General features: G+C 62.8%; 31 protein-coding genes. 14 read left to right on the plus strand and 17 right to left on the minus strand.

Annotation, left to right across the window (positions count from 1 at the left end):
* The first annotated feature begins 99 nt into the window (after nucleotides 1-99).
* Nucleotides 100-606 carry a DUF1993 domain-containing protein gene (locus AC07SZ_RS04545; RefSeq protein WP_140767805.1) on the plus strand — a complete coding sequence of 169 codons (507 nt, stop codon included), beginning with the start codon at nucleotides 100-102 and terminating at the stop codon, nucleotides 604-606.
* 54 nt (nucleotides 607-660) lie between these two features.
* Here the strand turns inward: AC07SZ_RS04545 and AC07SZ_RS04550 are convergent, their stop codons facing one another.
* On the minus strand, nucleotides 661-825 hold the full coding sequence (locus AC07SZ_RS04550) for a hypothetical protein (protein ID WP_081294723.1): 165 nt from the start codon (nucleotides 823-825) through the stop codon (nucleotides 661-663).
* Nucleotides 826-1209: 384 nt separating this feature from the next.
* Here AC07SZ_RS04550 and AC07SZ_RS04555 point away from each other — a divergent pair, with 384 nt between their 5' ends.
* The 3 genes from AC07SZ_RS04555 (at nucleotide 1210) to AC07SZ_RS04565 (ending at nucleotide 4164) form a co-directional block, all read left to right on the plus strand.
* The gene (locus tag AC07SZ_RS04555) at nucleotides 1210-1671 is read left to right on the plus strand and encodes a hypothetical protein (protein WP_081294796.1); all 462 of its coding nucleotides are present in this window, start codon (nucleotides 1210-1212) and stop codon (nucleotides 1669-1671) included.
* Between the two features lie 111 nt (nucleotides 1672-1782).
* Nucleotides 1783-2850 (plus strand): aldo/keto reductase, encoded by a 1068-nt coding sequence (locus AC07SZ_RS04560; protein ID WP_494913427.1) that lies wholly within the window; start codon nucleotides 1783-1785, stop codon nucleotides 2848-2850.
* A gap of 45 nt (nucleotides 2851-2895) precedes the next feature.
* Nucleotides 2896-4164: a cysteine desulfurase-like protein gene (locus tag AC07SZ_RS04565; protein ID WP_494913428.1), complete on the plus strand. Its 1269-nt coding sequence runs from the start codon at nucleotides 2896-2898 to the stop codon at nucleotides 4162-4164.
* 15 nt (nucleotides 4165-4179) lie between these two features.
* Here AC07SZ_RS04565 and AC07SZ_RS04570 read toward each other — a convergent pair whose 3' ends face one another.
* The 9 genes from AC07SZ_RS04570 to AC07SZ_RS04610 all read right to left on the minus strand — a co-directional run bounded on the left by AC07SZ_RS04570 (nucleotide 4180) and on the right by AC07SZ_RS04610 (nucleotide 12629).
* Nucleotides 4180-5208 (minus strand): histone deacetylase family protein, encoded by a 1029-nt coding sequence (locus tag AC07SZ_RS04570; RefSeq protein WP_172373968.1) that lies wholly within the window; start codon nucleotides 5206-5208, stop codon nucleotides 4180-4182.
* Nucleotides 5205-5723: a GNAT family N-acetyltransferase gene (locus AC07SZ_RS04575; protein WP_172373967.1), complete on the minus strand. Its 519-nt coding sequence runs from the start codon at nucleotides 5721-5723 to the stop codon at nucleotides 5205-5207. Before AC07SZ_RS04575 ends, AC07SZ_RS04570 begins: the two co-directional genes overlap by 4 nt.
* A gap of 9 nt (nucleotides 5724-5732) precedes the next feature.
* The gene (gene kce, locus AC07SZ_RS04580) at nucleotides 5733-6662 is read right to left on the minus strand and encodes a 3,5-dioxohexanoate:acetyl-CoA acetone transferase (RefSeq protein WP_494913429.1); all 930 of its coding nucleotides are present in this window, start codon (nucleotides 6660-6662) and stop codon (nucleotides 5733-5735) included.
* Nucleotides 6663-6666: 4 nt separating this feature from the next.
* Entirely contained in the window at nucleotides 6667-8052 is a 1386-nt protein-coding gene (locus tag AC07SZ_RS04585; RefSeq protein ID WP_056562141.1) for an aminotransferase family protein, read from the minus strand.
* A gap of 1 nt (nucleotide 8053) precedes the next feature.
* Entirely contained in the window at nucleotides 8054-9694 is a 1641-nt protein-coding gene (locus tag AC07SZ_RS04590; RefSeq protein ID WP_494913431.1) for a N,N-dimethylformamidase beta subunit family domain-containing protein, read from the minus strand.
* A gap of 8 nt (nucleotides 9695-9702) precedes the next feature.
* The gene (locus tag AC07SZ_RS04595) at nucleotides 9703-10467 is read right to left on the minus strand and encodes an amino acid ABC transporter ATP-binding protein (protein WP_494913433.1); all 765 of its coding nucleotides are present in this window, start codon (nucleotides 10465-10467) and stop codon (nucleotides 9703-9705) included.
* Complete coding sequence (locus AC07SZ_RS04600; protein WP_494913435.1) at nucleotides 10464-11123, minus strand: amino acid ABC transporter permease; 660 nt, start codon at nucleotides 11121-11123, stop codon at nucleotides 10464-10466. The genes AC07SZ_RS04595 and AC07SZ_RS04600 overlap by 4 nt, the downstream gene beginning before the upstream one ends.
* An 11-nt stretch (nucleotides 11124-11134) precedes the next feature.
* Complete coding sequence (locus AC07SZ_RS04605) at nucleotides 11135-11782, minus strand: amino acid ABC transporter permease (protein WP_494913437.1); 648 nt, start codon at nucleotides 11780-11782, stop codon at nucleotides 11135-11137.
* Nucleotides 11783-11846: 64 nt separating this feature from the next.
* The gene (locus AC07SZ_RS04610) at nucleotides 11847-12629 is read right to left on the minus strand and encodes an ABC transporter substrate-binding protein (protein ID WP_056562125.1); all 783 of its coding nucleotides are present in this window, start codon (nucleotides 12627-12629) and stop codon (nucleotides 11847-11849) included.
* A gap of 136 nt (nucleotides 12630-12765) precedes the next feature.
* Here AC07SZ_RS04610 and AC07SZ_RS04615 point away from each other — a divergent pair, with 136 nt between their 5' ends.
* Both AC07SZ_RS04615 and AC07SZ_RS04620 read left to right on the plus strand, forming a co-directional pair.
* The gene (locus tag AC07SZ_RS04615; protein ID WP_494913438.1) at nucleotides 12766-13032 is read left to right on the plus strand and encodes a LysR family transcriptional regulator; all 267 of its coding nucleotides are present in this window, start codon (nucleotides 12766-12768) and stop codon (nucleotides 13030-13032) included.
* The gene (locus AC07SZ_RS04620; RefSeq protein ID WP_494913440.1) at nucleotides 13032-13712 is read left to right on the plus strand and encodes a substrate-binding domain-containing protein; all 681 of its coding nucleotides are present in this window, start codon (nucleotides 13032-13034) and stop codon (nucleotides 13710-13712) included. Before AC07SZ_RS04615 ends, AC07SZ_RS04620 begins: the two co-directional genes overlap by 1 nt.
* A gap of 11 nt (nucleotides 13713-13723) precedes the next feature.
* Here AC07SZ_RS04620 and AC07SZ_RS04625 read toward each other — a convergent pair whose 3' ends face one another.
* A complete protein-coding gene (locus AC07SZ_RS04625) occupies nucleotides 13724-14140 on the minus strand; it encodes an acyl-CoA thioesterase (protein ID WP_056562120.1) in 417 nt (138 codons plus the stop codon).
* A gap of 198 nt (nucleotides 14141-14338) precedes the next feature.
* Between AC07SZ_RS04625 and AC07SZ_RS04630 the strand changes: the two genes are divergently transcribed.
* Together AC07SZ_RS04630 and AC07SZ_RS04635 are read left to right on the plus strand one after the other, a co-directional pair.
* Nucleotides 14339-14587 carry a ParB N-terminal domain-containing protein gene (locus AC07SZ_RS04630; RefSeq protein WP_008875526.1) on the plus strand — a complete coding sequence of 83 codons (249 nt, stop codon included), beginning with the start codon at nucleotides 14339-14341 and terminating at the stop codon, nucleotides 14585-14587.
* Nucleotides 14588-14712: 125 nt separating this feature from the next.
* On the plus strand, nucleotides 14713-15198 hold the full coding sequence (locus AC07SZ_RS04635) for an SRPBCC family protein (RefSeq protein ID WP_056565385.1): 486 nt from the start codon (nucleotides 14713-14715) through the stop codon (nucleotides 15196-15198).
* Nucleotides 15199-15231: 33 nt separating this feature from the next.
* On the opposite strand, the gene AC07SZ_RS04640 is transcribed toward AC07SZ_RS04635, so the two are convergent.
* Nucleotides 15232-16260 carry an isopenicillin N synthase family dioxygenase gene (locus AC07SZ_RS04640; RefSeq protein WP_494913442.1) on the minus strand — a complete coding sequence of 343 codons (1029 nt, stop codon included), beginning with the start codon at nucleotides 16258-16260 and terminating at the stop codon, nucleotides 15232-15234.
* 111 nt (nucleotides 16261-16371) lie between these two features.
* Here AC07SZ_RS04640 and AC07SZ_RS04645 point away from each other — a divergent pair, with 111 nt between their 5' ends.
* Complete coding sequence (locus AC07SZ_RS04645) at nucleotides 16372-16767, plus strand: GFA family protein (RefSeq protein WP_056562115.1); 396 nt, start codon at nucleotides 16372-16374, stop codon at nucleotides 16765-16767.
* A gap of 152 nt (nucleotides 16768-16919) precedes the next feature.
* Nucleotides 16920-17132 carry a hypothetical protein gene (locus AC07SZ_RS04650; protein WP_056562112.1) on the plus strand — a complete coding sequence of 71 codons (213 nt, stop codon included), beginning with the start codon at nucleotides 16920-16922 and terminating at the stop codon, nucleotides 17130-17132.
* 5 nt (nucleotides 17133-17137) lie between these two features.
* On the opposite strand, the gene AC07SZ_RS04655 is transcribed toward AC07SZ_RS04650, so the two are convergent.
* Nucleotides 17138-18043, minus strand: a complete 906-nt coding sequence (locus tag AC07SZ_RS04655) for a hypothetical protein (protein WP_494913443.1) — start codon at nucleotides 18041-18043, stop codon at nucleotides 17138-17140.
* Nucleotides 18044-18213: 170 nt separating this feature from the next.
* Here AC07SZ_RS04655 and AC07SZ_RS04660 point away from each other — a divergent pair, with 170 nt between their 5' ends.
* The 3 genes from AC07SZ_RS04660 (at nucleotide 18214) to AC07SZ_RS04670 (ending at nucleotide 20763) form a co-directional block, all read left to right on the plus strand.
* Complete coding sequence (locus tag AC07SZ_RS04660) at nucleotides 18214-19086, plus strand: undecaprenyl-diphosphate phosphatase (RefSeq protein WP_056562108.1); 873 nt, start codon at nucleotides 18214-18216, stop codon at nucleotides 19084-19086.
* Nucleotides 19087-19221: 135 nt separating this feature from the next.
* The gene (locus AC07SZ_RS04665; protein WP_494913444.1) at nucleotides 19222-19848 is read left to right on the plus strand and encodes a transglutaminase-like cysteine peptidase; all 627 of its coding nucleotides are present in this window, start codon (nucleotides 19222-19224) and stop codon (nucleotides 19846-19848) included.
* Between the two features lie 123 nt (nucleotides 19849-19971).
* Nucleotides 19972-20763 (plus strand): phosphodiester glycosidase family protein, encoded by a 792-nt coding sequence (locus AC07SZ_RS04670; protein ID WP_172373962.1) that lies wholly within the window; start codon nucleotides 19972-19974, stop codon nucleotides 20761-20763.
* Nucleotides 20764-20765: 2 nt separating this feature from the next.
* Here AC07SZ_RS04670 and AC07SZ_RS04675 read toward each other — a convergent pair whose 3' ends face one another.
* Both AC07SZ_RS04675 and AC07SZ_RS04680 read right to left on the minus strand, forming a co-directional pair.
* Entirely contained in the window at nucleotides 20766-21389 is a 624-nt protein-coding gene (locus AC07SZ_RS04675) for a DedA family protein (RefSeq protein ID WP_056562099.1), read from the minus strand.
* A 22-nt stretch (nucleotides 21390-21411) separates the two neighbouring features.
* Nucleotides 21412-22395, minus strand: a complete 984-nt coding sequence (locus AC07SZ_RS04680) for a DUF1402 family protein (protein ID WP_056562096.1) — start codon at nucleotides 22393-22395, stop codon at nucleotides 21412-21414.
* 234 nt (nucleotides 22396-22629) lie between these two features.
* On the opposite strand from AC07SZ_RS04680, the gene AC07SZ_RS04685 reads away from it, so the two are divergent.
* On the plus strand, nucleotides 22630-23703 hold the full coding sequence (locus tag AC07SZ_RS04685) for a glycoside hydrolase family 25 protein (protein WP_056562093.1): 1074 nt from the start codon (nucleotides 22630-22632) through the stop codon (nucleotides 23701-23703).
* Nucleotides 23704-23838: 135 nt separating this feature from the next.
* Here AC07SZ_RS04685 and AC07SZ_RS04690 read toward each other — a convergent pair whose 3' ends face one another.
* Nucleotides 23839-24027 (minus strand): hypothetical protein, encoded by a 189-nt coding sequence (locus AC07SZ_RS04690; RefSeq protein WP_056562090.1) that lies wholly within the window; start codon nucleotides 24025-24027, stop codon nucleotides 23839-23841.
* Nucleotides 24028-24442: 415 nt separating this feature from the next.
* Nucleotides 24443-24826 carry a VOC family protein gene (locus AC07SZ_RS04695; protein WP_056562087.1) on the minus strand — a complete coding sequence of 128 codons (384 nt, stop codon included), beginning with the start codon at nucleotides 24824-24826 and terminating at the stop codon, nucleotides 24443-24445.
* Between the last annotated feature and the right edge of the window lie 245 nt (nucleotides 24827-25071).

The raw sequence follows: 25071 nt of genomic DNA on the forward strand, positions 1-25071 counted from the left end.
TGCGGCGGCGTGGTGACGCGGTGCCCGCGGCGCTTGAAGAATCGTCCGCACAGGCGCTACGTCCCTTCGCCGGCACTCGGACCGGACAGGAGAGTTGACGTGACGATATCGATGTATGAGGCATCCGTGCCCGTGTTTTCAGCCAGGCTGAAAGCACTTTCCAGTGTGCTGGCGGCTGCCGAACAAAACGCGCTTGACCGCAAGATCGACCCGCAGGTGTTTTTGACGGCGCGGCTTGCGCCGGACATGTTCGCGCTGACCCGGCAGGTGCAGATTGCCACCGACCATGCCAAGGGGGCGCCGTCGCGCCTTGCCGGCCGCGAGGTGCCGAAATACGAGGACAATGAGGCAAGCTTTGCCGATCTCGAGGCGCGGATAGCCAAGACGCTAGCGCTTCTGGCAACGTTCTCGGCCGCTGATATCGACGGTTCCGACGACAAGGTGATCGAGTTGAAGCTTGGCGGGCGAGAAACGACATTGGGCGGCATGCAGTATCTGCTGCATGTGGCCATGCCCAACTTCTACTTCCACCTCACCACCGCTTACGACATCCTTCGCCACAATGGCGTGCCGCTGGGCAAGGCGACATTCCTGGGATCGCGTTGAGCGGATGAAAATTGCGAGATGTCCCGGGTCGATCCGGGGCATCTCGCAGGCTGCTTAGCGAATGGACATCTCGCGGGCGATGCGCGGAAAATCGGCGGGTTTTATGCCGATGTCGGCGCGGTCGGCATTGCTCATCGAATGAAGCAGCGCGAGCGCCGCGCGATATCTCAGATGTTCCTGTGGACGCGGCCGGGCGAACATTTCCGTGAAGAAACCCATGATTCAGGCTCCTGGTTGGTCCTCCACGGCTGCCAATATAGGTGAATCGTGACGATTGTGCAGTGCAGCATTTGCATGCCTGCTATGTCCGGATGATTTTCATCAAACTTTTTGCAGCCCAGTGAAACTTTGGGGCTGCATGAACCGTAGGCTTCGACGCTGGCTCATGGCCAGTTTTTCCTCGCCACTCCTGGCGAATTCCCGGACTGCATGAAAGTGCAGTCCGGCTTTTTGTTTGAGCGCCTTGTGCGATCCTTCGAATGGCTAAATTCATTAAGATCGGTGGCATGTATTTTTAACGAGCCGGTTCTATGTTCCTTGAACCTGACAGTCGGGCAAGGGGAGGCTGACATCGCTACCAGCGCCAGGCGCGATTTCGCTTCGCTGCTCGACGACCTCTTCGTTGCCTCCGACAAGGGCGACGGCATCGAGGGCGATGAGGCTGGTGCGCGTCCTTCCATTCCATTCGACTATCTCTCGGTTGCCGATGAACTCCATTCCGGCCGCATAAAAGTATCCGCCGCCGAATATCGCGAGGCCGGCGCTGATCTGGCGAGCGAATTCGCCGCCTTGCTCGACCACGCCAAACTGGCCCTGGGCGGCGAGGAACCCAAGCCTGAGGAAAAACTGCCGCCCATCGATCCTGAATCGATCGCGGCCGAACTCGGGCTGGACAAGCCCAAGGGCGTTGCCGATTTCGGCCGCATGCGCCGCAGCTTTGCTTTCAGCAACCATCCCGATCGCGTGGCCCCGCATCTGCGCCAGCGCGCCATGATCCGTATGCAGGTGGCCAACATGCTGATCGACGAGGCCAAGCGCCGCGCCGTGGCCGGCGCTCGCCGCTAGTCAACCAGCGCTGGTTCACGCAAAAGTCGGCCTGGCGAGGCTTGGAGAGCGCCGTCGCTTTCCCTATAGATGCAGCCTCCCGCGCACGCTTTCCCTCCGGAGCAGAATTTCATGCACAAACGCCGTCTCGGTCGGACCGATCTTCTTGTTACCCAGATCTGCCTTGGTTCGATGACCTGGGGCCAGCAGAACACCGAAGCCGAGGGCCACGCCCAGATGGATTTGGCTTTTTCGCGCGGCGTCAATTTCATCGACACCGCCGAGCTCTATCCGATCCCGCCCAAGGCGGAGACGCAAGGGCGGACGGAAAAGATCATCGGCAGCTGGATGAAGGCCAAGGGCAACCGCGACAAGGTGATCCTGGCCTCCAAGGTCGTCGGTCGCACGGCCAATAAATGGTTTCGCGGCGACAGGCCGTCGCAACTGGTGCGCGCCGATATTCTTGACGCCATCGACAAGTCGCTGGCCAAGCTCGGCACCGACTATCTCGATCTCTACCAGATCCACTGGCCGGAACGAGACATCCCCTGGGGCGCCAACCCGACGCGTGTCGGGGCGGTGGCGCGGCGCGCCGATGCCGACGGCGCACCGGCCAACGAAACGCCGATCGCCGAGACGCTTGGCGTCTTCGATGAATTGGTGAAGGCAGGAAAGATCCGCCATTTCGGCCTGTCGAACGAAAGTTCCTGGGGCGTCATGCGTTACCTGTCAGAGGCCGACAGGGGGATCGGCCCGCGCGTGGACTCGATCCAGAACGCCTACAATCTCGTCAACCGCACCTTCGAGGTGAACCTCGCCGAGGTCTGCGAGCGTGAGGATATCTCATTGCTTGCCTATTCGCCGCTGGCGCAAGGCTATTTGACTGGCAAATACGACCATGGCGCCCGACCGCAGGGCTCACGCTCGCAGCTGTTCAATCGCGGCCAGCGCTACGAGACGCCGAATGCCGCCGCGGTGCTGCTCGAATACAATGAGCTGGCGCGCTCCTTTGGCCTGGAGCCGGCCCTGTTCGCCAACGCCTATGTCTCGAGCCGGCCTTTCGTCACGTCGAATATCATTGGCGCGACAACCCTTTCGCAACTCGAAATGGCATTGTCTTCGGTGGATGTTGTCTGGACCGAAGAGATGCAGAAGGCGGTGGATGCGGTTCATCAGCGGGTCGGCAATCCCTGTCCCTGATCGGGAGGGGGCAGGATTATCGAGGAATAACAAAGGGTGGAGACGATGGTGGATTTTCCGATAGAGGCCGTGCGTGGAAAGTTCCCCGCTCTTTCCCTGAGCGACAAGGGACGCCGCCGCATCTATCTCGACAACCCGGCCGGCACGCAGGTACCCCAGGCCGTCGCCGATGCGGTATCGCGCTGCCTGCTCACGACCAATGCCAATCTCGGCGGCTATTTCGAAACGACGGTCGCCGCCCAGGCCGTGGTCGACGAGGCGCATCAGGCGATGGCCGATTTTCTTGGCGCCGCGAGCCCCGAGGAAATCATCATCGGCGCCAACATGACGACGCTGACCTATCATATGTCGCGCACGCTCGGCCGCTCACCGAAGCCCGGCGACGAGATCATCCTCACCCGCATGGATCACGAAGGCAATGTCTCGCCCTGGCTGCAACTGGCCGAGGACCTTGGCCTCGTCGTGCGCTGGCTGCCATTTGATGAACAGAGCTGGCAGGTCGAAGAGGCGGCCCTGGCTGGTCTGCTCTCCGACAAGACACGGCTGGTCGCATTGAACTACGCCAGCAACCTGACCGGCTCGATCAACCGGGTCAGGTCGCTCACTGCCATCGCAAAGCAAGCCGGCGCCCTGGTCTATGTCGACGCCGTGCAGTTCGCGCCGCATGGCCTGATTGACGTGCAGCACCTCGGCTGCGATTTTCTGATCTGCTCGGCCTACAAATTCTTCGGCCCGCATATGGGTATATTGTGGGGCAGGCTGGACGTCATCGAAGGCCTGAAACCCTACAAATGCCGCTGTTCGTCCAACGGCCTGCCGGAGCGATTCGAGCTTGGCACGCCGCAGATCGAGTTGATGGCCGGCCTCACGGCGGCGGTCGATCATTTTGCCGGGCTGGGCGCGGCGGTGGGCGAGACTGGTTCGCGCAGGCAAAAGATCGCCAAGGCGTTCGAAGTGTCCATCGCCTATGAAAACCCGCTGGCGCAAAGACTGATCGATGGCCTGTCCGGCATTTCTGGTCTGACGATCCATGGCATCACCGATCCGAAGCGGCTCGGCGATCGTGTGCCGACGGTTTCGTTCACCGTCGACGGCATCGTACCGGAGACGATCGTGCGGCAGATGAATGCCGAGAACATCTTCCTGTGGTCGGGCCACAACTACGCCTGGGAGATCGTCCACCAGCTCGGCATTCCAGCCGAACAGGGCGTCGTGCGCATCGGCATCGCCCACTACAACACGGCGGCTGAGATCGACGAGACGCTGGAGAGCGTCCACCGGGTCATCGCCATGCTCAGGCAGCAGCGTTCCTGACGCAAGCTTGAGCCGTCACCGCGCCTTGCCGTCGAAGCCGGTGAGGAAGGCGGTGAGATTGTCGCCAAGCGCGTCGCAGAGATAACCGCCTTCCTGGACGATGACCGTCGGCAGGCCAAGCTTTGCGATCGCTTCGCCGATGCGTGAGAAGCCGGGCGTCGTCACCGAAAGCCCGCCGAACGGGTCGCCCTCGAAGGCGTCGAGACCAAGCGCCACCACCAGCGCATCCGGTGAAAAGGCGCGGATACGCTGGAAGGCCACCGCCAGCGCTTCCAGAAACGCCGCGTCGGCGGATTTGCGCGGCAGCGGCAGGTTGAAATTGTAGCCGAGGCCCGCGCCTTCGCCGCGCTCGTCGGCATGACCCCAGAAGAACGGGTAGAAGCGCACCGGATCAGCATGCAGCGAGACGGTGAGCACATCGGGCCGCGCATAGAAGATGCCCTGCGTGCCGTTGCCGTGGTGCAGGTCGACATCGAGGATCGCCACGCGTGCTGCCTGCTTGCGCAGCACCTGCGCCGCCACCGCCGAATTGTTGATGAAGCAGAAGCCCCCGGCGACATCGGCAAAGGCATGATGGCCGGGCGGGCGGCACAGCGCATAGGCCGCCGGCGCGCCAGCAATTACCGTTTCAGCGGCTTCGACCGCGCTCCAGGCGCTCCACAATGCGCTTTGCCAGGTCTCGCCCGAGATCGGGCAGGCTGTGTCGGCCATGTGGTAGCCGGCCTGGCCAACCGCCGAGGCCGGATAGGAGCCGTTACGTGCGATCGGGTGGATGTTGGGGATCACTTCGGCGGACGCGCCGTCGATGCGTTGCCAGCGCTCGAAAATATGTTCGAGGAAGTCGAGATATTCGGGCGTGTGTACGGCGGCAACCGGCCCAAGTCCGTGATTGCGCGGTGGCTCGATCGTGCAGCCGGCGGATTTTGCGCCGGCTAACAATCTCTCGACGCGCTCGGGCTTTTCCGGGTTTGGCTGCGGCGCGCCGCTGGACAGAAAGGCCTTGGGGTCGTGCCGCTTCTGCTCCTCGGCATAAAAAGCTTTCATTCCGGCCCCCCATTTTCCAGCGCGTCGGCGAAGGCAAAAAAGGCTTCGCCGGTGATCTTCTGCGTTTGTTCGTAACTCGACCAGGCGATGCCAAGCTTCTCGTAGAAGGCCTTGGCACCTTCATTGTCGGTATCGACCGACAGCCTGAGATAGACGCCGCCTTCTTTCCGGCAGTCCGCGGCGACGCGCCGCAGCAGCCGTTCGCCGATCTTGCGGCCGCGAAAGCGGTGCTCGACATAGAGGTCCTGCACATAGACGCCGGGCCGCCCCATCCAGGTCGAGAAGATCGGGAAATGCAGGCAGAGACCGGCGAACTCGCCGCCAACCTCGGCAATCAGGGTCGAGAAAGCCGGCTTTTCGCCAAAGCCATAGCGGCGGAGATCATCTGATGTGGACGTGATCTCCTGATGCGCGCCGATATGGGTACCGAGTTTGAGAAGCGCGGCGTGGATGGTTTCGGCGTCTTCGATCCGTCCGGGACGGATCAGGACGTCACTGTGGGTTGGATTGGTCACGGCCTTGCCTCAAAACGCCACCCGGTCGCCGCCTTTCAGCGCCAGCATGTCGCGCGCCTCGGCCGGCGTGGCAACCTCCAGCGACAGCCCGTCGAGAATGCCACGGATGCGGCGCACCTGGTCGGCATTGGATTTCGCCAGCTGGCGGCCATCATAGAGACTGTCCTCCAGCCCGACTCGGACATTGCCGCCCATTGCCGCGGCGATCGAGATGAGCGGCATCTGGTTGCGACCCGCGGCCAGCACGGAGAACTGGTAGCTGTCGCCGAACAGCTTGTCGGCGATCCGCTTCATATGGATGAGATTGTCCGGGTCGGCGCCGATACCGCCCAGAATACCCAGCACGAACTGGATGAACAGCGGCCCCGACACCAGGCCCCGATCGCGGAAATGCGCCAGCGAATAGAGATGGCCGACATCGTAGCACTCGAATTCGAAGCGCGTGCCGCAGCCCTTGCCCAGCCTCTCGAGCACGCCCTCCATGTCGGCGAATGTGTTCTTGAAGATGGTGTCGCGGGTGGCTTCGAGCAGCTTTGGCTCCCACTCGTGCCGCCACTCCCGTGGCTTGTCGAGCATCGGGAACAGCGCGAAATTCATCGAGCCCATGTTGAGCGAGCACATTTCGGGCTCGGCTCGGAGTGGGGCCACCAGCCGCTGATCGAGTGTCATCAACGAGGAGCCGCCGGTGGTGATGTTGATCACCGCGTCGGTTGCCTGCTTGATGCGCGGCAGGAACTGCATGAACACGTCCGGATCGGCCGTCGGCCGTCCGTCCTTGGGGTCACGGGCATGCAGATGCAGGATCGAGGCGCCGGCTTCCGCTGCCGCGATCGCGTCGGCCGCGATCTGGTCCGGCGTTACCGGCAGATAGGGCGACATCGACGGCGTGTGCACCGAGCCGGTGACGGCGCAGGTGATGATGACTTTTCGCGGCGCCATTTCCTTACCCCCGGCCTTCGACCGGCAGGTCGAGCTCGGAAGCCAGAACCTCCAGCGAGTCGCCGATGATGGAGACGATCTCGCCGACCTGCTCGCTGGTGACGATCATCGGCGGCGCAACCATGAAATTGTCGCCGTCGACGCCGCCCTTGACCCTGCGGCCATAGATGATCAGCCCGCGCTCATAGGCGAGGTCGAGCAGACGCTGCGTGGCTTTTTTGCCTTGGTCGATCGGCCGCAATGTCTCCGGATCGGCCACCATCTCGGCTCCAGTCAGCAGGCCCTTGCCGCGCACGTCGGCAATGAACGGAAAGCGTTTCGCCAGCGCCTTCAGCCCGTCCATCAGCACGTCGCCCATGGCAGCGGCATTGGCGATCAGGTCGAGGCGGTCCATTTCGCCCAGCACCGCAAGACCGGCGGCGCAGGCCAACGGATTGCCCGCATAGGTGTGGCCATGCTGGAACCCGCCCGAAGCGAGCAGCGGCTGCACCAGCCGCATCGGAGCCGCCAGCGCGCCGAGCGGCGCATAGCCGGAGCCCAGCCCCTTCGACAGCGCGACGATGTCGGGCTTGCAGTTCCAATGGTCGCCGCCGAGGAATTTACCGGTGCGGCCGGCGCCGCTCATCACTTCGTCATGGATGAGCAGGATGCCGTAGCGGTCGCAGATTTCGCGGATGCGTGCGTAATAGCTGTCGGGCGCCACAAGAGCGGCGGTGGCGGCGCCGCCGATCGGCTCCATGATGAAGGCGACGACACTCTCCGGGCCTTCTGCAAGGATCTTGTCCTCCAGCATGTCGGCGTAGCGGACGCCGCGTTGCTCCATCGAAAGATTGTCGCGGTCTCGCCAGGCTGTTGGAGCGGGCACGGTCGGCATCACCCGCATCATCGGCTCAAAGGTTTCGGCCAGCGCATCGTCGCCGGTGATCGAGAGCGAACCCAGCGTGCCGCCGTGATAGGAGGGAAAACGCGTGATCACCTTCCAGCGGCTGGCCTGGCCGGTTGCGACCGCCCATTGCCTTGCCAGCTTGATGCAGGATTCCGTCGCTTCCGAGCCGCCCGAGACGAAAAAGATGCGGTCCATGCCTTCCGGCAGTTTGCCCGCAAGCTCGCGCGCCAGTTCCTCCGCCGGCTCGTTTTCGAAGTGCAGGCGATAGGCGAACGTGGCACGGTCCATCTGCCGCTTCATGGCGTCCAGGACGTTGCGGTTGGAATGGCCGATATTGGCGACCATCGGCCCGCTCGATCCGTCTATGAAACGGCGGCCGTCCTGCGTCCACATGTAGATGCCCTCGGCCCGGTCGATGAGCGGCCGGCGCAGGCTGGAGAGGTAGAACAGATGCGATTCTCGGCGCGCCTCGGTTGCTTGGGCGGCGGTCTGGGACTTCGACATGTCAGGACTTTCCAAGGTAGCGATCAAGGACATTCTGGGTGACGCGTTCGACCATCGGGTCTTGTCTTAGCAGGCCGGCGACCCATTCGCAGCTTCCGGCATGAAAGACCTCGCCCTTGCCGCGCGGGAAGTTGACGATCATGCCGTTGCCACGTTTGACTTTTTCAAGGTTGGCGTCGCTCCTGTCGCCAAACAGCGTCTCGGCGCTGAAACGGCCATCCTCGTCTGTGAGGAACTGGTCCTCGATCGGGATGTCGGCGCTCTCCTCGACCTGGGACGCCATGCCGACGGCGAGAACCTGCAGTCCATCAGGCGCGCCGCTGGTCGCGGTAGGGTAGGGCAGGCCGCCGCGGATCTCGAAATCGAGCCCGTCGACCTCGTAGCCATAGACATGGCTGTCGGCGCCGAGAAGGTCGCCATAATAGATGCCGGTGCCGGCAAACGCCCAGTGTTCGGGCCGATAGACCGGAAAGCCGCGCACGCCGCGCGGCGCGCAACCGCCCCAGCCGGCATAGAGGCCGCGTGTCGCGTCGAGCCCGAAGGTTGCTGAACCCGGCCGGCCGATTTCCGGCGCTTCCCAGGAATTGGTGGCGCGGGTGACGTCGCCGCCGCGATAGGCCGGGTCTTCGGCGCGGGCGCGGTATTTGTAGCAGACCTGCCGGCGGCCTTCGTCCTCCAGCCGCGTCTGCCACATGAAATTACCGGCAAAGCGCGCCGCATGGCCGCCGCGTTCGACGTAACTGTCGACCGCGTCGCGCATTTCCCAGGTCCAGTACTCGTCATGGCCAACGAAGACGGCGCAGTCATAGCCATCGAGAATATCGGGCGAGAAATGCAGATCGTGCTGGCTGGCGAGGTCAACCTCATAGCCGGCCCGTTCGGCAAAACGGAAGAAGTGGCTGTCGTAGCTTGCCCAGCCCGACGAGGCGTATTTCTTCGAATGGCCAGTGGCAAGCGCCCATTCCATATGGGGGTAGCGCGGCACCGTCTTCGGCGGCACGGCGACCTCCAGAGGCACGCGTGGCGCATCCTTCGGCAGCACGACGAAGCCACGGCACCAGGGTCGCTGCGTCGACACGATGGGCGAGTACTGGTCGCGATCCGGCCCGGTGATGCCCTGATAGTGGTTGGAGCCGCCCCAGGTGTTGTAGGCGAGCCAGGTACCCGTCGCCGCCACTTGCAGCACGCGGCCGGGCTTCTTGCCGGGCAGGGGGGAGACGATGAAAAGGTGGTGGCTGTGGATCGGCTTGCCGTCTCGGCCCTCGGCACTCAGCGTTATCCGATAGGCGCCGGACGGCCAGTCGCCGCCGACACGAAATTCGAAGGACGCTTCCCAGCCACAGCCCTCCGCCGAGCACTGGTCCGGACTGTACTGCCAGCGCGCCGCGATTCCCGACTTGTCGAACACCTTTGTCTCGGTGCCGCCGTCGCGGACGATGGTCATGCCGAAGGAGGGAGCCGTGGAGCTGACATGCAGTGTCACCGTTTCGCCGGCACGATAGGAGAAGCGGTCGCTATAGCACCAGATCTCGCCGCGCTCGCCATCCATGCCCGGCCATTCGTAGTAATGGCCGCGCACCGCGTGGCGGCGCTGCTCAGGCGTCAGTCCAAAATCGGGAAATTCCGTGGGCAATCCGGTCATCGTCGTACTCAGGAGGAAAGATATTTCTTGAGGAAAGTGCGGGTGCGTTCCTTCTGGGGAGCGCGAAAGATCTCGCCCGGCGGGCCTTCCTCGACCACCACGCCGCCGTCCATGAACAGCACCCTGTCGGCCACCTCGCCGGCAAAGCGCATCTCGTGCGTTACGATGAGCATGGTCATGTGTTCGGCGGCAAGCTGTTTCATCACCGCGTTGACCTCGTCGACCAACTCCGGGTCGAGGGCTGAGGTTGCCTCGTCGAACAGCATCACCTTGGGCTGCATGGCCAGCGCGCGCGCAATCGCCACGCGCTGCTTCTGGCCGCCCGAAAGCCGCGACGGATAGGCGTCGATCTTTTCGGCCAGCCCGACCTTGGACAGGAGGCCATGCGCCAAGGCGCGGGCTTCGCCTTTTGCCATGCCCTTCAGGATCACTGGCCCCATGGTGATGTTCTCGATCACGGTCAGGTGCGGGAACAGGTTGAAGTGCTGGAACACCATGCCCATGTGCTGGCGCACCTTGTTGATGTGCCGCTCGAAGGCCTGGCCGTGCAGTTTCTGGTTGACCTGCACACCGTCCAGCCACACTTCGCCGCCGTTCAAGGTTTCGAGATGGTTGATGGAGCGCAGCAGCGTGCTCTTGCCTGAACCGCTCGGTCCGATAATCGCGACGATCTGCCCCCGATCCACTGACAGGTCGATACCCCTGAGGACCTCGACCGCGCCGAACGATTTGCGCGCGCCGCGAACCTCGACCATTGGCCGCTGCGTGCTCATCGGGAAACCTCCACATGTCTTTCAAACCGATGCAAGGCCGCCTCGAGCACAAGGTTCAAGATGTAATAGAGCGCGGCGGCCGTGATGTAGAACTCGAACGGGCGGAAGGTTTCGCTGATCGCAAGTTGCGCCGAATGGACAAGCTCGGCGATGCCGATGACCGAGACGATGGAGGACTCTTTCAACAGTGCGATCAAATTGCTTCCGATCGGCGGTGCCGTGTTGCGGATGGCCTGCGGTATCACGACGTAGCGCAGCGCCTGCCACTTGCCGAAGCCGATGCTGCGCGCGCCTTCCGTCTGACCGGGATCGACCGCCACGATGCCGGCTCGGATGACATCGGCATTGTAGACGGCGAAGTGCAGGCCAAGCCCGATTATGCCGGCGGCAAGCGCGGGGATGTCGATGCCGATCTGCACAAGGCCGAAATAGATCAGGAAAAGCTGCAGCAGCAGCGGCGTGCCCATGAACAGCCACATGAAGGCACGAACGGGGTAGGCGAGGATCGCCGGCGCATAGAGCACGATGACGGCGAACAGGATGCCGAAGATGAAGCTGAGCGCCCCGGCCGAGACCGTAAGCAGCGCGGTCCACCAGGCGCCGGTCAGCAAAAGGTCCCAGTAGGGGGCGATGATGGTGAAATCCAAGCCTTGCATCGTGCTTCCTCTCAGACGATGGCGAAGCGCTTGTCGAGCATGTCGACGATGCGGGCGACGGCGTAGACCATGACCATGTAGAGCAGGGCCGCGACGCCGAAGATCTCGAACGGCTTGTAGGTCGAGCCGATGAAGCGCTGGGCGGTATAGGTCAGTTCCACGACCGAGATGGTGCAGACCAGTGCGGAACCCTTCAACAGCGCGACCGTGTTGACGCCGAGCGGGCGGATCATCAGCCGGGCGGCCTGCGGCAGCACGACCTTGCGCAAGGTCTGGAAGCGGCTGAAGCCGATCGTGCGGGCAGCTTCCGTCTGACCGCGGTCAACCGCCGTCACCGCGCCGCGGATCGATTCCGCCATATAGGCGCCGATATTGAGACCAAGCCCGATGACCCCGGCCGCGAACGGATCCAGATTGATGCCGATCTGCGGACCGCCGAAATAGAGCACGAAGAGTTGTATCAGGCAGGGCGTGCCGCGAAACAGGCTGACATAGGCCGTACCGATGGCGCGCGGGATCGCCGACCTCGACATCCTGGCGGCCGCGGCCAGTGCTGCCGCCGCCAGCCCGAGAACCAGGGCCAGCGCTGTCAGTTCCAGCGTCACCAAAGCGGCTTCCACGAAGAACGGGAAGACACGGCTCATCAAGGCGAAATCCATGGAATGACTCGGCTGGAGTGGCGATCGGCTCCAGGTGGTTTCACCGCCTGGAGCCGGGCAAGGATCAGCGGATGTCGCTGCCGACCCACTGCTTGGAGATCTTCTCGTAGGTGCCGTCGGCCAACATCCCGTCCAGCGCCTTCTGCATGGCGGCCTTGAGTTCCGGATTGTCCTTGCGGATGGCGATGCCGATGGCGACGCTGCCGCCCTCGATGTTGGGTGTGTCGAGCTTGCGGACCTTTTCGCCGGTTTCCTTGACGGCGACCATGACCGGAATGTTGTCGACGACGATGGCGTCGACGCGGCCGGCCTTCAGTTCGAGCAGCAGTTCCGGCAGGCCCTTATAGGTGCGGATATCCCAGCCGCCCTGTTCGCGCGCCCATTTCTCATGCGTCTCGCCGAGCGTCACGCCAAGCGTCTTGCCCTTGAGGTCGTCGAGGCTCTGCAACTTGGAATCCTGGCTCACGAAAACCGCGCGGCCGGCATGGTAGTAGGGGCCGACGAAATCGACCACTTTCTCTCGCTCGGGCGTGATCGTCATCGAGCCGACGACAGTGTCGTATTTGTTGGCGAGCAGGCCGGCGATGATGCCGTCCCAGGCCGTGGTGATGATGGTGCCCTTGACGCCGATGCGTTCAGCGATGGCTTTGCCGATATCGGCGTCGAAGCCGACGACCTCGTTCTGGTCGTTGACGAAGTTGAAGGGCGGATACTGCCCACTCATGGAAATCTTCAATTCGCCCGCCGCCTTGATCTTCTCGAGGTCGTCGGCCTTGGCCGGAACGGCGGTGAAGGCCGATGCAAGCAGCAGCGCGGCAACTGCAATGCCGGAAAATACCCTGTTCATCTAAATTCCTGTCCTCTGGATGGAGCGCGAAGGCTTGTTCTTGGGAGGCGTTGGGGCGCTCTCCTGATGTCAATGATTGCCTTTGCATCAGCATTGCGCAAATAGATAATGGGAATAGGGAGCATAGATATTAGGAATGGCCTTGCCTCGCCCCGAACGTCTGGTCTGGGATCTCGACTGGAACCTTCTGCGTACGTTCGTCGTCATCGCGGAAGTCAAGAGCATTACCCGCGCCGCCGAGCGCCTGAACCTCAAACAACCCAGCGTCAGCAACGCCTTGCGGCGGCTGGAGGATCGGGTTGGCAGGCGGCTGGTCGACCGCGACGCTACTCGCTTCGAGCTCACGGAGGTCGGGCGGCTGATCTATGAGCAGAGCGTCGAGGTGTTCGGCTGCCGCTCTTGATGCGGGGCATCAGCGACGATGTCACCGGCCATGTCATGATCGCCACGGCCAGCCATGTCGTCTCGCCGCTGTTCGATCGGGCGCTGGCGGAGTTTCACCGTAACTATCCGCGTGCCAGCATCACCATCTCGGTCGCGGCAAGCACGGAAGTGGCCAAGCAGGTGCGGGAGCGGCGCGCCTCCTTCGGCATCTGCCTTGTCAGCCAGCGCGATCCGGCGCTGGACTACGCGATGGTCTATCGCGAGTTCTTCGGCTTCTTCTGCGGCCCGCAGCACAGGCTTTACGGAAAGACCGGGCTGAAGCTTGCCGATCTGCGCGGCGAGCCCTCTGTATCCTTCCAGACCGACCACATTTCGGACGCGCTGCGGCCGGTCGCCCTGTTGCGCAGCGAAGCCCGGCTGAACGCCGACGTCGTCGGTGTCTCCTCGAGCCTGGAGGAAGTCAGGCGCATGATCGTCGCCGGGCTCGGCATTGGTCCGCTGCCGCTACACGTGGCGCGACGCGACGTGGCCGACGGCACGCTGTGGCGGCTGCCGCCCTACGACACGCCGCCGGCCATCGACATCTTCCTGCTCACCAATCCCGACAAGGCGATGAATCGTGCCGAGAAGGCGCTACTGTCGGGGCTGCAGGCACTGATCGCCGAGACGCCGCTGGACGAGCGCATCTACAACGGCTGATCGACGCAGGCCTATTCGACGAGGAAGGTCGCCGCGCGGCCGCGCATCGCTTCGTCCAGCGCCACCGAGGCACGCGCGGCAAGGTCGAAGTGTACGCTGGTGGTCCGGCTCGATGCATGGACGATGCCGTCGAGCGATCCCGACATGACCTGTTCGAAGGTGACGGAGGTGCGGCCGATCTTCACCACATGCGAGCGGATGGTGAGAAGCGAGCCGGCTTTTGTCTCGTGCCGGTAGTCGATTTCGGTGCGCACATCGGCCCATCCCCTTGCCGAGGCCTGGGTGCTATCCTGCCCGGCGATGTGGCCAAGAAGCTGGAAGCTGGCATCGTCGAACATCGCCGCGTAGTGGCGCACATTCATGTGTCCCATCACGTCGCACATCCAGGGATGAGCAACGCCGACAAAGGTGACGAGAGATTTACTCATGGGGATTGCTCCGTGACCGTCGTTGAGGATGGCGAGACGCCATATCGAAACGCGCGGCGAGAGGCAAACCGGCCGACCTGGACGATGGCCTTCGGACAGCGAGTGGCCTTGGGGCCGACATTCGTTAGCCGTGCCCTTGGCCCTCCGAACCAAACCGACTATCTCAGGGGTGGCGGCGTTTCCGCCACGGGGACAGGCATGCTCAGAGTGCAAAAGGTCAAGGTCGACGACATCTACGTGCCGACAGCGCGCAAGAAGACATTACACCCCGAGACCGTCCGCCATCTCGCCGAGGACATATTGGAGAACGGCATGAAGACACCGATCCAGGTCCGCCACGATGGCAAGCGCCATATCCTTGTTGAAGGCCTGCACCGGCTGGAAGCGGCCAAGTGGCTCGGCGAGACCGAGATCGACGCCTATCTGGTGCAAGCCAAGCGCCACTGACGCCCACCTGGTTCGCCGTCCTCCTGGCACAATCTCCAGAATCTTTTTTCGCCGGCCATGTCGGGTTGCGGTCTGTCGGCTCGTCCTTGGCGCGCGCAAGTCAGATCAAACCCGAGGAGACCACCTTGACCACCAAGCTCGACATCGCCCCCGCCAATGACCGTGAACTGGTTGTCGCCCGCATCATCGATGCGCCGCGCGAGAATGTCTATCGCTGCTGGACCGACGCCAAGCTTTTGACGCAGTGGTTCGCCCCGAAACCTTGGACGACGCCGCGCGCCGAAATGGATGTCCGCACTGGTGGTTCGAGCCTTGTCGTCATGGCCGGCCCCGACGGCAATGAATTCCCCAACTCCGGCGTGTTCCTGGACGTCATTCCCGGCAAGAAGATCGTCTTCACCGATGCCTATACAAAGGCTTGGGAGCCATCGGAAAAGCCGTTCATGACCGGCGTGCTGACCTTCGAGGATGAAGGCGATGGCAAGACCCGCTACATCGCGCGCGTCCGGCACTGGAGTGTCGCCGACCGCGAACAGCACGAGGCGATGGGTTTTCACGCAGGCTGGGGCCAGTGCACCGACCAGCTCGAAGACCTTGCCAGGACGCTTTGAAATCGGGCCGCCTTGACGACGGCCGCGCCCGGCTCAGGAAACCTTGGCGCGGCGCGGCTGCCTGAGATTCTTGATGCCGCTCATCTCGACGAAATTCGTCGCCGACTCCCAGAGATAGTCGCCGTAAAGAAATGGCTCGAAGGGCTCGGCGCCGCTTAGCGGCAAGGGCGCGATCTCGGCGTCGACGCGCGGTTCATAGAAAAACGGGATCGAAAACCGAGTTGTCTTTGGCGCGATCACCCGATGCCGCGTCGCCCGGACACGCCCGCCGGTCCAGCGTTCCAGCAACTGGCCGAAATTGACCGCCAGCGTGCCGTTGGCCGGCGGCACGTCGATCCACTCGTCGGCGCGGTTTTTTGCCTGCAAGCCTTCGACGCCATCTTGGGCCAACAAGGTGACGAAACCGGAATCGGCATGTTCGCGGCCGATGATCGTGCGTATTTCCCCCTTGTGGACCACCGAGAACTCCGGGCCGCCGGTGTCGATGCCGGCAGTGGCGTCGCGCAAGGGATAGCGGATCAGGCGCAACGTCGAGATGCCGTGCTCGAAATACGGATCGAAGATCGTTTCCGGCAGGCCAAGCCCGCGCGCTATCGACCGCATAAGCGCGTTTCCGACCCTCTCCATCGCGCGATAGTAATCCGCCGCGGCCGTGCGCCAGCCGGGCAAGGTGCCTTCGGCCGGCAAGGGTGTCGGCTCGCACAGCGGATCGTCGACAACCGAGACTCGCGCCGCATCGGCAATGTCCGGCCCCATGTCGATGCCTTCCTTGTAGGACACGGCTGCCGGCTGGAGGGGGAACCAGCCGCGATAAAAGTTCTTCCTGGTGCTATCGAAATTCCAGCGCAGCAATTTCTGCTTCTCGATGTCGGGGAGGGCGAAGATGCGTAGCAATTGCGCCCTTCTGTCCGGAGTCAGCCAGGCGTCGCCGGGAAAATCCCGGACCGCCATGAAGCCTATTCCCGAGGCCGCGGCCATGATGCGGCCGTCGGCGCGGTCACGGGCGGGCGAGGGTGGCCCGAACAGATCCGCAATGCCGATGGTTTCGATGTCTCGGGTCATGATGAGCCTCGCATCACGGTTATCGATGGCATCGTATCAAGGTATTTCAATTGACCCTATCGGCTGGACGACTAACCTTGACGCCTATTCTCTCCATCTTGGATCAAGGCCATGGCAAGGTATGAAGGCGGATGCCTGTGCGGAGCGGTGCGTTACAGCACCGAGGCGGCTCCCATCAACGAGCGCATCTGCCATTGCCGGCTTTGCCAGAAGGCGATTGGCGCCGCCTTCAACGCGCGCGTGCTGTTTCGCATCGACGATGTGACGGTTGAGGGGCCGCTGGCAACAGTCAACACCTCGCCCGATCTCAAGCGCGGTTTTTGCCCGAGCTGCGGCACGACGATGTTTTCGCGGCGCGACTCGGCCGGCATCATCGGCATCACCACGGGCTCGCTCGACGACCCTTCGCTGTTCCGGCCGCAGATGCATATTTTCACCGCCTCGAAGCAGCCTTGGGTGCTGCTCGACGACGACCTGCCGCAACATGAGGGCGCTCCGCCGGCCTAGTTCTTCCGTTCCGCCTTCAAGAGCGGAAGCAAGCGCCCACCATGACAAAAAATTAATCCATATCGACACGCGATAGCCGGCAAAGCGTCATTGGCGAGCCATCTTTGTCGTCCTATCTACGCTGCGCGGGCCGGCATTCGAGGAGACGACGGATGAACGACAGCATCAGCACCCTGGACGAGCTTTTGAACGATCCGATGGTCCTGCTTGTGATGGAGCGCGACCGGGTGCGCCCCGAACAGGTACGCCTCCTGCTCGAACGGGCCCGCGGCCGGGCGGCCGATGACGCATCCACGGACGTGCCGGTCGTTCCACCGGCGCATATGGTGGTCAGGAGCTGTTTCCAGCAATGGCTGCGCAATTAGCGCGGTCAGTTCGAGCTGGCTGGCAAATAGCTGTAATGGCTGCGGAAATAGGCAATCCTGAAGCCGAGGCGGGCATAGTTGCGATAGGCCGGTCCATCGCGCTCCTCGTGCGGCGCCTCGATGTCGGCGACAAACAATTTCGCGCCGGCCGCGATGCCGTCGCGCACCAGCGCTTCTCCAAGCACGGCGTCCAGGTCGAAGCTCGGCGTCATTATGCCGGGCACCGGCGCGTCGATGCCGCTCCAAGCAGCACCGTCGGCGCCGATGAACAGCGAGCGCGCCGCAGCCACCGCGCCATTTCGCTTCGCTATGTAGTGATGCCAGCCCGGCCGGCCGACCAGAGCCAGCAGCCAGGGCGAGGTTGGCAGCCGGTAGCTTCTGTCGATGAAACCGGCCCAATCGCTTGCCGTTGCCATCGTCACGCGTTCGATCGAAACGCCGTCAACCGTGAAGAGCGGCTCGGATGGCAGTGGTTCCGCCTCCCGATAAATCCGCTCCCAGCCGCCCTGGCGCTGCAGGCCACGCGCCTCGAGCCAGCATCTGAGGCGTGATGGTTCGCTGTGCGGATTGACATAGAACCAAGGCCGCGAAATGCCCGCGGCGCGGTAATGCGCCAGCAGCGCGTCGAGCTGGCTTTCGTTGGCCTCGCTGTCGACGCCGAAATTCTTCACGCAGTTGAAATGGATGAACGGGATCGTTGTGCAGGTGGTCCAGGCAAGGTCGCCCTGTCTCGCCAGCGAAAGTTCTTGCCGCGCGGCGAAATCGGCCGGCGCGGCGGCGTAGAGGTCGAGCCAGGCCTGCACTTCGGCGCGCTCGAGAATACGGCTGAGGTCGCGCGAGACATCCTCGATCGCGATGACAGGCGGATGAGGTTCAGGTGGGAGTTGCAATTCTGACAGGGCGGTCTGCATGCTCTCCTCCATCGTCAGACTTACAGTGTAAGATTAGCGAATAATAATATTGTGGCGCGACTTGTCAACGGGAAAGACGCCTTACAAATCCGTAAATTGGCTTTCAGGTGTCGCGAGTCTATTGCGAGGCGGGGATTGCCCCTTACGATTATCCGACGGAAAGGCTCGACATGGCTGACATCTGCACCCAGGGCGTGGACACCGGCTTCGTCGGCCTGGGATTTGCCAAGGTCGCCTTCCTCGGCCTGGTGCAGGGCATCACCGAATTGCTGCCGATTTCGTCGACCGCCCATATGCGCATCGTACCGGCGGTGCTCGGCTGGCAGGATCCGGGTTCCGCCTTCTCCGCCGCCATGCAGCTTGCCGCTCTTGCCGCCGTGATCAGCTATTTCTGGGGCGATGTCAGGGACCTCCTGTTCGGCTCGCTCGACGCGCTCACGCGGCGCGATTTCGCCGACCGGAGTTTCAGGCTGGCTTCCTGGATCGTGCTGGCGACGATCCCGATCATTGTCGCGGGCGTCGCGCTGTCGGGCATCCTCAACGCCTGCAATTCTCCGCTGCGCAGCCTGAGCGTGATCGGCTGGTCCTGCATCGCCATGGCGATCCTTTTGGCGCTTGCCGAGATTTTCGCCCGCCACAAGCGGACCATCGGCGAAGCGTCGCTCACCGATGCGCTGCTTGTCGGCGTTGCCCAGATCGGCGCGCTAATCCCTGGCGTCTCGCGCTCTGGCTCGACCTTGACCGCGGCGCTCGGGCTCGGCTTCAAGCGGGCAGAGGCGGCGCGTTTCTCGTTTCTGCTCGGCCTGCCGGCGATCGCGCTTGCAGGCCTCAAGGAGTTATGGGAACTGCACAAGGTTCACCTTGACGCCCATGGCTGGTCGGTTCTTGCGACCGGACTGGTCGTCGCCTCTATTTCCGCCTTCTTCGCCATATGGGGCCTGATGCGCGTGCTGGAGCGCTTTTCCGCCTGGCCCTTCGTCATCTATCGCGGCCTGCTCGGCGTCATCCTGCTGCTGAGCGTGGCGATGGGGTGGCTGGCTTAATCAGGACCGGTGTTGCGCGCGGGCAACCACTCGGATGCATGCATCGATCCGCAAAGATGTGATCGGCCGGGTTCATTGACTTCGGAATATAACAGCCCTTAACGTTCTGTTAACAAAACAGATGGGTGGGGCCGCATGGCATCCTCGATGGGTTGGCGCCGCAAGGCGAAGGGGCTGGGGCTGGCGTTTGCCCTGACAGTTTTCTGTGCGGCGGTGGGTTCGGCCCATGCCGCGCCTGCTTCCATGGTTGTCGGCGGATCGACGTCGCAGCCGATCGGCCACTATGATTTTTGCAAGATCCATCTCGACGAATGCTCGATCCGCTCGCCTGACAGCGTGCCGGAACAGATGACCAGCAAGCTGCTGCACGATATCTCGGCCGTTAATTTCTCCGTCAACGCGCGCGTCAAGCCGATGAGCGACATGGACAATTACGGCAAGGACGAGTGGTGGGCCTATCCGGACAACGGCTTCGGCGACTGCGAAGACTACGCGCTGGAAAAGCGGCGTGAGCTCAACAGCATGGGCATTGCCATAGCTAATCTGTTGATGACGGTGGTCCGCAAGCCCGATGGCGAAGGCCATGCCGTGCTGACGGTGCGCACCGACAAGGGCGACTTCATCCTCGACAATCTGACCGATAAGGTCCGCCTCTGGAACCAGACGAGCTATCGCTACCTGAAGCGGCAGGCGAGCGACAACACAGGGCACTGGGTCTCCATCCTTGGTGGCGACGAACAACTGGTCAGCGCTGTCAAATAGTCTGGTCGGCTCCGCCGCGCCCCTGGGCATGAACCTCGGCCCGATCCTTTCGTGCCGGTCTTCCATGGTGCCAGCAAGTGGTGATAACCACGAAAGCTGATTGAATCTGGCATCCGCAGGCGCATGGACTTTCTGACACTTCTCAATTCCGCGCCTCTGCTGGTGGCCCTGGTCAAGGCCGCGCTGCCGCAGGCCGTCGCCACGACGATGGTGTTCGGCCAGTGGTTCGCGTCTGCGCCGCCGTGCCGCGATCTCGCCTTCGAGGCGACCAGCTATCTGGTCTGCGAGGTGGACCCGAAACTCTATTCGATCGAACTGTTCTGGAAGGATCCGGCCGGCAAGCCCTTCCAATCGCTGCACAATCTCGACAACGCCCAGCGCGCGGCCGGCCGCACCATGCTGTTTGCCATCAACGCCGGCATGTATCACCCAGATCTCAGGCCGGTTGGTCTCTATGTCGAGCGTGGCCAGGAAATGGCCGGTGTGAAGACGGGATCGGGGAGCGGCAATTTTTCGCTGCAACCGAACGGCATCTTCTACATCAGCGGCGGCAAGGCCGCGGTTCGCGCGACTTGGGATTTCGTCAGGAAGCGGCCGTCCACCGAATATGCGACGCAATCGGGACCGATGCTGGTGATCGACGGCCAGCTGCATCCGAAGTTCCAGTCCGACGGCACCTCGCGCAAGACCCGCGACGGTGTCGGGGTGCGCAAGGATGGTGTCGCGGTCTTTGCCATTTCGAACGGCACGGTAAATTTCCATGCATTCGCCCGGCTGTTTCGCGATGCGCTAGGCTGCGACAATGCGCTTTTTCTCGACGGCACGATTTCGAGCCTGTTCGCGCCTGCCATCGGCCGCAGCGACGATTACTGGAATCTGGGGCCGATGATCGGCGTGTTCAGGAAACGTGGCTAGGCTTAGACGGTTCGCCTGCTTCGCAGCTTGAGGGCAATCACCGCCATGATGATCAGGACAACGACGCCGATCGCCGCCAACCCGAACAGGCTGGTCGCATCGAGTTCGGGGATGCTGCCGGCGCCCTTGGCCACCAGCCATCCTGGCGACAGCACGACCGGAGCCCAGATGATCGCCGACAGGATGTTGGCGATCTGGAAGCGGCGCCGGTGCATGCCCATCATGCCCGCGACCAGCGGCACCGTTGCGCGGACTGGGCCGAAGAAGCGGCCGATGAAAACCGCCGCGAAACCATAACGATGGAAGAACAGCCGCGCCCTGGCGACCTCGCGGCGATAGCGGTTGAGCGGCCATTTATGGACGACGCCGCGCCCCAGCCATCTGCCGAGGAGATAGGAGATGGTGTCGCCGAGCGCCGCCCCGATCATCGCCGCCAGGAGAACGGGCAAAGGCTGGACGATGCCGGCCCCGACCAGGCCGCCGACGATGATAAGCACCGTGGTGCCCGGCAACAGGATGCCGACCAGCACCAGCGACTCGCCAAAAGCCAGCAGCCCGACCACGAGGCCGGCCCACGCCTGATGGTTCTCGATGAAAAAAACGCTCTGGTCGATGAACGACTGCACGCAAGCTCCTGTTAAAAATGTTTCAGCTGCCGCTGTCGAGCAGGCTCCTGAGTTCGCCGAGCTTGTCGTTGACGAGCCAGCCGTAATAATTCTCGACCGGCAGCTTGCGGCCCTTGCCGCTGGTGAGCGCCGCGCGCAGATCCGCCGCCCGCTGCCGGGGCTGGCCGACATTGTAGAGCGTGGCCGTGATGCCTGGATTGCTCGATATGTCGAAGCCCTGTTCCTTGTAGGCGTCGATGGCGTCACGCACGATCGCGGCGATGTAAACGATGCTGCGGTCGGGATCCATGACATCGCGATAGATGGCCTGCGGATGATCCGGTGTGAGCTTGTCGTAGCCGCTGACCTTGTTGACCAGGTCGGTGACCTCCAGCGCGGTCAGCGGGCTGATCTGGCCGAGGCCGAATGTCTGGCCGGCGAAGAAGGGCTGGAAAAACGCCTGCTGGAAGGTCATCGCGTCATAGGTGACGCCGTCGACCGTCTTGCCGCGGAAATGGTCGACCCAGACCCTGTCGCGGCAGCTCCACAGGGCGGCACTGTCCCGGGCCCCGGCGCAGGCCGCGAACTCCGGCCGCTGGACAAAGCTCTGCACCGGCACGCCCTTGTAGCGGAAGGAGAAATCGAGGCCGGAATAGGACAGCGCTTTCACATAGTAGGTCTGGACCGAGCCGACGGCGGTCACGTTGTAGGTGTGTTCGCCGACCAGCGCGCCGACGATATGGATGGGGTCGATATCGTAAGCCGCGGCCGCCTGCTTGATATGCGCCACCAGTTTCTTCTCGCGCTTCAGGAGCGCGACGATCTTCTCGTATTTTTCCGCGTAGGTGGTCTTGAAGGCGCGGGTCCGCGTCGCCGATGCATCCGGGATCGGCGGTTGCGTCTCGGAGCGATTGCCGGCGGGGACGACGACCAGCCCGCCGGCATGCGCTGACCCGGCCAAGGGCACGCCTCCGCAGGAAAGCGCCGCGAGCAGGAGGATCGGGAGAAGCCGCTGCAACACAGTCATCGGGTGCCTTTTTCAAATAGCGGGAAATGCCGGCGCGAGAGCCGCCTCCCGTCTCAACAGCCACATCATGGCGCTGTCAAGGCTTGGCCGGCCGTCGCTGGCGAGTGTCTGAAACGGGTCACAGTCATGGTAAAAACTTGATTCAAACTTTATTGGTAATTTCTCGTTCATAACTAGCGCTGGTTGTCCGTGGGCCGTCGCCCTCGGTCTGTTGTGTTTTGAGTACAGGTCCAGATGCGGTTACCAGGCGTCATCAGTTTCGTGATCGCATCGCTGTGCCTTGCCGGCTGTTCGTCGACATCGGGCATGGACGCGCTCGACATGCAGAAGCCGTCGAATGAAACCACCAGTTCGGTGGTGCGGCCAAGCGCGCCGATCGCATCCGTTCCCGCAACCAAGGCCGGCAAAGCGCGCAAGCTGGCCGAGGCGGCGCCGGCGCAAGACACTGATCGGCCCTTCGGCCTGGCGGAAGAAGAGACGGTGGCGTTTCCGGCGCCCGAATTGCCGGACAATGTCGATCCACCCATCGAGCCCGCGGCTCTGGTCTCGCCGCCAAGGCTGTTGTCGCGGGCAGCACCGCCGATGCTTGCCGGGCCGGTCACGCGCTACGGTTTTCGCGATGCCAAGCCGATCAATTTCGGCCGCTCCTCGCCCCGTCACCTTGCCGTGCACGGGGTCGACGTCTCGCGCTGGCAGGGCGACGTGAACTGGGAAAAGCTGCGCGCCCAGGGCGCCAACTTCGCCTACATCAAGGCGACCGATGGTGGCGACCATCTTGATCCGATGTTCATGAAGAACTGGCGCAATGCCGACGCCGCCGGGCTGAAGCGTGGTGCCTATCATTTCTTCTACTGGTGCCGCACCGCCGGCGAACAGGCCGACTGGTTCATCCGCAACGTGCCGAAGGTGGATGGCGCCTTGCCGCCGGTGATCGACGTCGAATGGAACGGCGATTCCAGCTGCAAGCGGCGCCCGTCACGCGAAAAGGTGCTGGAGAAGATGCAGGTGTTCATGGACAAGCTGGAGCGTCACTACGGCCAGCGTCCCATCATCTACACCGCGCCGGATTTCTATCGCGACAATCTGCAGGGCGCTTTCCTTGACTACCCGTTCTGGCTGCGCGCGGTGGCACGGCACCCGTCCAAGGTCTATCCCGGCCGCAAATGGCTGTTCTGGCAGTATTCCGGCTCGGGCCTGTCCCATGGCGTGACCGGCCGCATCGACCTCAACGTCTTCCACGGCGACGAGCGGCAATGGCGCGCCTGGGCTGGCGGCGGCGGTCGTCAGATGATGGCCGACGCGGACTAATGCATGTCGCCCAAAAGTGAACTCGGTTTTGGGAGAACGACATGCATAAGACAAAGACCTAAAGCGCGTCGCATGAATCCGTTCCGGTGCGACGCGCTTTAGGGGTTCGCGTCGCCTTCGCTCTGGTGCTGCCGCCTACTGGAGCTGGTTGCTCCCCGCATTCTTGTCCTCGCTCAGCCGCAACTTTCTCCTCAACGCCATGATCTCGGCAATCGCGGCATCGATCATGGTGAGAAGTGTGAGCGTATCGTGCTGGGTTGGATCGGCTCTGACGTAGGCGAGTTGGTTGACGATGTCGGTGTCGTCCTCGGGGTCGTCGCTCATGGCCACTTTCCGGTTGCTATCTACCAGACGTTCTCATTCGATCCGATCCGCCGTCAAATTGAACCTATATCACTTCGTCGTGTGGATGGCCGCGGAACGCCCATCCGCCTGGTCCGATCCCCTAACCCTATCTCGCGCGACGGCGACGCGATTCGTCGAAAGTGGCAAAGGCCAGGACCCCGGAAAATGACGCGAAGCTGAGCAGGACTGCTGTGACAACCATGAGGTCGTAGGTCGACATGTTCGTTCTCCTTGGGATGATATCCGAAGAGACAGCACTGGCGATGCATCTGCGTTGATCTGGATCAACTTGCAGGGGCCGTGCGCGGAACGAGGTGATTGTGGCAGAGTCGGTGGCCGGGAGAGGCGAGGTGCATATAGCCCCTCATCCTCGGCTCTTCATGGGGGCTGCTGTCTAGGATGGAGCCGAGTGCTCGTTGATCATCGCCTCGATGTTGTATCCGTCGGGGTCCAGCACGAAGCAGGCGTAGTAATTCTCCGCATAGTTTGGACGGGGGCCGGGTACGCCATTGTCTTCGGCGCCGGCCGCCAGCGCCGACTGATGGAACGCATCGACCTCTGCCTTGCTGCCGACGCGGAAAGCGACGTGCAGATGGGTAAGCGGCGGCGTCTCGCCGGTCCGCTGGATCTCGAACAGGCAGCCATTGCCGACATCGAAGGCCCAGAACACGCCCTCCTTGCCGAAGGACAGGGAATATCCCAAGGGCGCGAAAGCGCGTTCATAGAAGAGCTTGCTCTTTTCCAGGTCGCTCACTTCGATGGTGATGTGATCGATCATGTTGTGGTTCCGCCTAGTATGTAATGCGGGCAGGATGACGGTCGCCGTGGCCGATGTCGAGGACCGGATGCTCGAGAACGGCCGCGGGGCGGTGATGCGTCTGGAAGCCTGTGTTCGCGTCATGGCGATCGATGACCGAGACGCCGGCGGACGCGCCGAGCTGTCTGCATTCGCAGGGCAGGTCGCTTCGGCGCCTTTGCGAATAAACGAGACATTGCCGCCGCCGTGCTGTCTAGTGCCGGTTC

The sequence above is a fragment of the Mesorhizobium sp. GW821-FHT07A06 genome (genome assembly GCF_059419085.1).

What these genes read in the sequence shown, in the direction of transcription:
- AC07SZ_RS04685 (WP_056562093.1), top strand. Translation starts at nt 22,630, where the DNA reads ATGCGGTTACCAGGCGTCATCAGTTTCGTGATCGCATCGCTGTGCCTT.
- AC07SZ_RS04620 (WP_494913440.1), top strand. Translation starts at nt 13,032, where the DNA reads ATGCGGGGCATCAGCGACGATGTCACCGGCCATGTCATGATCGCCACG.
- AC07SZ_RS04645 (WP_056562115.1), top strand. Translation starts at nt 16,372, where the DNA reads ATGGCAAGGTATGAAGGCGGATGCCTGTGCGGAGCGGTGCGTTACAGC.
- AC07SZ_RS04640 (WP_494913442.1), bottom strand. Translation starts at nt 16,260, where the DNA reads ATGACCCGAGACATCGAAACCATCGGCATTGCGGATCTGTTCGGGCCA.
- AC07SZ_RS04570 (WP_172373968.1), bottom strand. Translation starts at nt 5,208, where the DNA reads ATGAAAGCTTTTTATGCCGAGGAGCAGAAGCGGCACGACCCCAAGGCC.
- AC07SZ_RS04550 (WP_081294723.1), bottom strand. Translation starts at nt 825, where the DNA reads ATGGGTTTCTTCACGGAAATGTTCGCCCGGCCGCGTCCACAGGAACAT.
- kce (WP_494913429.1), bottom strand. Translation starts at nt 6,662, where the DNA reads ATGGCGCCGCGAAAAGTCATCATCACCTGCGCCGTCACCGGCTCGGTG.
- AC07SZ_RS04670 (WP_172373962.1), top strand. Translation starts at nt 19,972, where the DNA reads ATGGACTTTCTGACACTTCTCAATTCCGCGCCTCTGCTGGTGGCCCTG.
- AC07SZ_RS04605 (WP_494913437.1), bottom strand. Translation starts at nt 11,782, where the DNA reads ATGGATTTCGCCTTGATGAGCCGTGTCTTCCCGTTCTTCGTGGAAGCC.
- AC07SZ_RS04690 (WP_056562090.1), bottom strand. Translation starts at nt 24,027, where the DNA reads ATGAGCGACGACCCCGAGGACGACACCGACATCGTCAACCAACTCGCC.
- AC07SZ_RS04600 (WP_494913435.1), bottom strand. Translation starts at nt 11,123, where the DNA reads ATGCAAGGCTTGGATTTCACCATCATCGCCCCCTACTGGGACCTTTTG.
- AC07SZ_RS04590 (WP_494913431.1), bottom strand. Translation starts at nt 9,694, where the DNA reads ATGACCGGATTGCCCACGGAATTTCCCGATTTTGGACTGACGCCTGAG.
- AC07SZ_RS04560 (WP_494913427.1), top strand. Translation starts at nt 1,783, where the DNA reads ATGCACAAACGCCGTCTCGGTCGGACCGATCTTCTTGTTACCCAGATC.
- AC07SZ_RS04655 (WP_494913443.1), bottom strand. Translation starts at nt 18,043, where the DNA reads ATGCAGACCGCCCTGTCAGAATTGCAACTCCCACCTGAACCTCATCCG.
- AC07SZ_RS04630 (WP_008875526.1), top strand. Translation starts at nt 14,339, where the DNA reads ATGCTCAGAGTGCAAAAGGTCAAGGTCGACGACATCTACGTGCCGACA.
- AC07SZ_RS04565 (WP_494913428.1), top strand. Translation starts at nt 2,896, where the DNA reads ATGGTGGATTTTCCGATAGAGGCCGTGCGTGGAAAGTTCCCCGCTCTT.
- AC07SZ_RS04660 (WP_056562108.1), top strand. Translation starts at nt 18,214, where the DNA reads ATGGCTGACATCTGCACCCAGGGCGTGGACACCGGCTTCGTCGGCCTG.
- AC07SZ_RS04595 (WP_494913433.1), bottom strand. Translation starts at nt 10,467, where the DNA reads ATGAGCACGCAGCGGCCAATGGTCGAGGTTCGCGGCGCGCGCAAATCG.
- AC07SZ_RS04680 (WP_056562096.1), bottom strand. Translation starts at nt 22,395, where the DNA reads ATGACTGTGTTGCAGCGGCTTCTCCCGATCCTCCTGCTCGCGGCGCTT.
- AC07SZ_RS04610 (WP_056562125.1), bottom strand. Translation starts at nt 12,629, where the DNA reads ATGAACAGGGTATTTTCCGGCATTGCAGTTGCCGCGCTGCTGCTTGCA.
- AC07SZ_RS04695 (WP_056562087.1), bottom strand. Translation starts at nt 24,826, where the DNA reads ATGATCGATCACATCACCATCGAAGTGAGCGACCTGGAAAAGAGCAAG.
- AC07SZ_RS04650 (WP_056562112.1), top strand. Translation starts at nt 16,920, where the DNA reads ATGAACGACAGCATCAGCACCCTGGACGAGCTTTTGAACGATCCGATG.
- AC07SZ_RS04625 (WP_056562120.1), bottom strand. Translation starts at nt 14,140, where the DNA reads ATGAGTAAATCTCTCGTCACCTTTGTCGGCGTTGCTCATCCCTGGATG.
- AC07SZ_RS04585 (WP_056562141.1), bottom strand. Translation starts at nt 8,052, where the DNA reads ATGTCGAAGTCCCAGACCGCCGCCCAAGCAACCGAGGCGCGCCGAGAA.
- AC07SZ_RS04665 (WP_494913444.1), top strand. Translation starts at nt 19,222, where the DNA reads ATGGCATCCTCGATGGGTTGGCGCCGCAAGGCGAAGGGGCTGGGGCTG.
- AC07SZ_RS04615 (WP_494913438.1), top strand. Translation starts at nt 12,766, where the DNA reads ATGGCCTTGCCTCGCCCCGAACGTCTGGTCTGGGATCTCGACTGGAAC.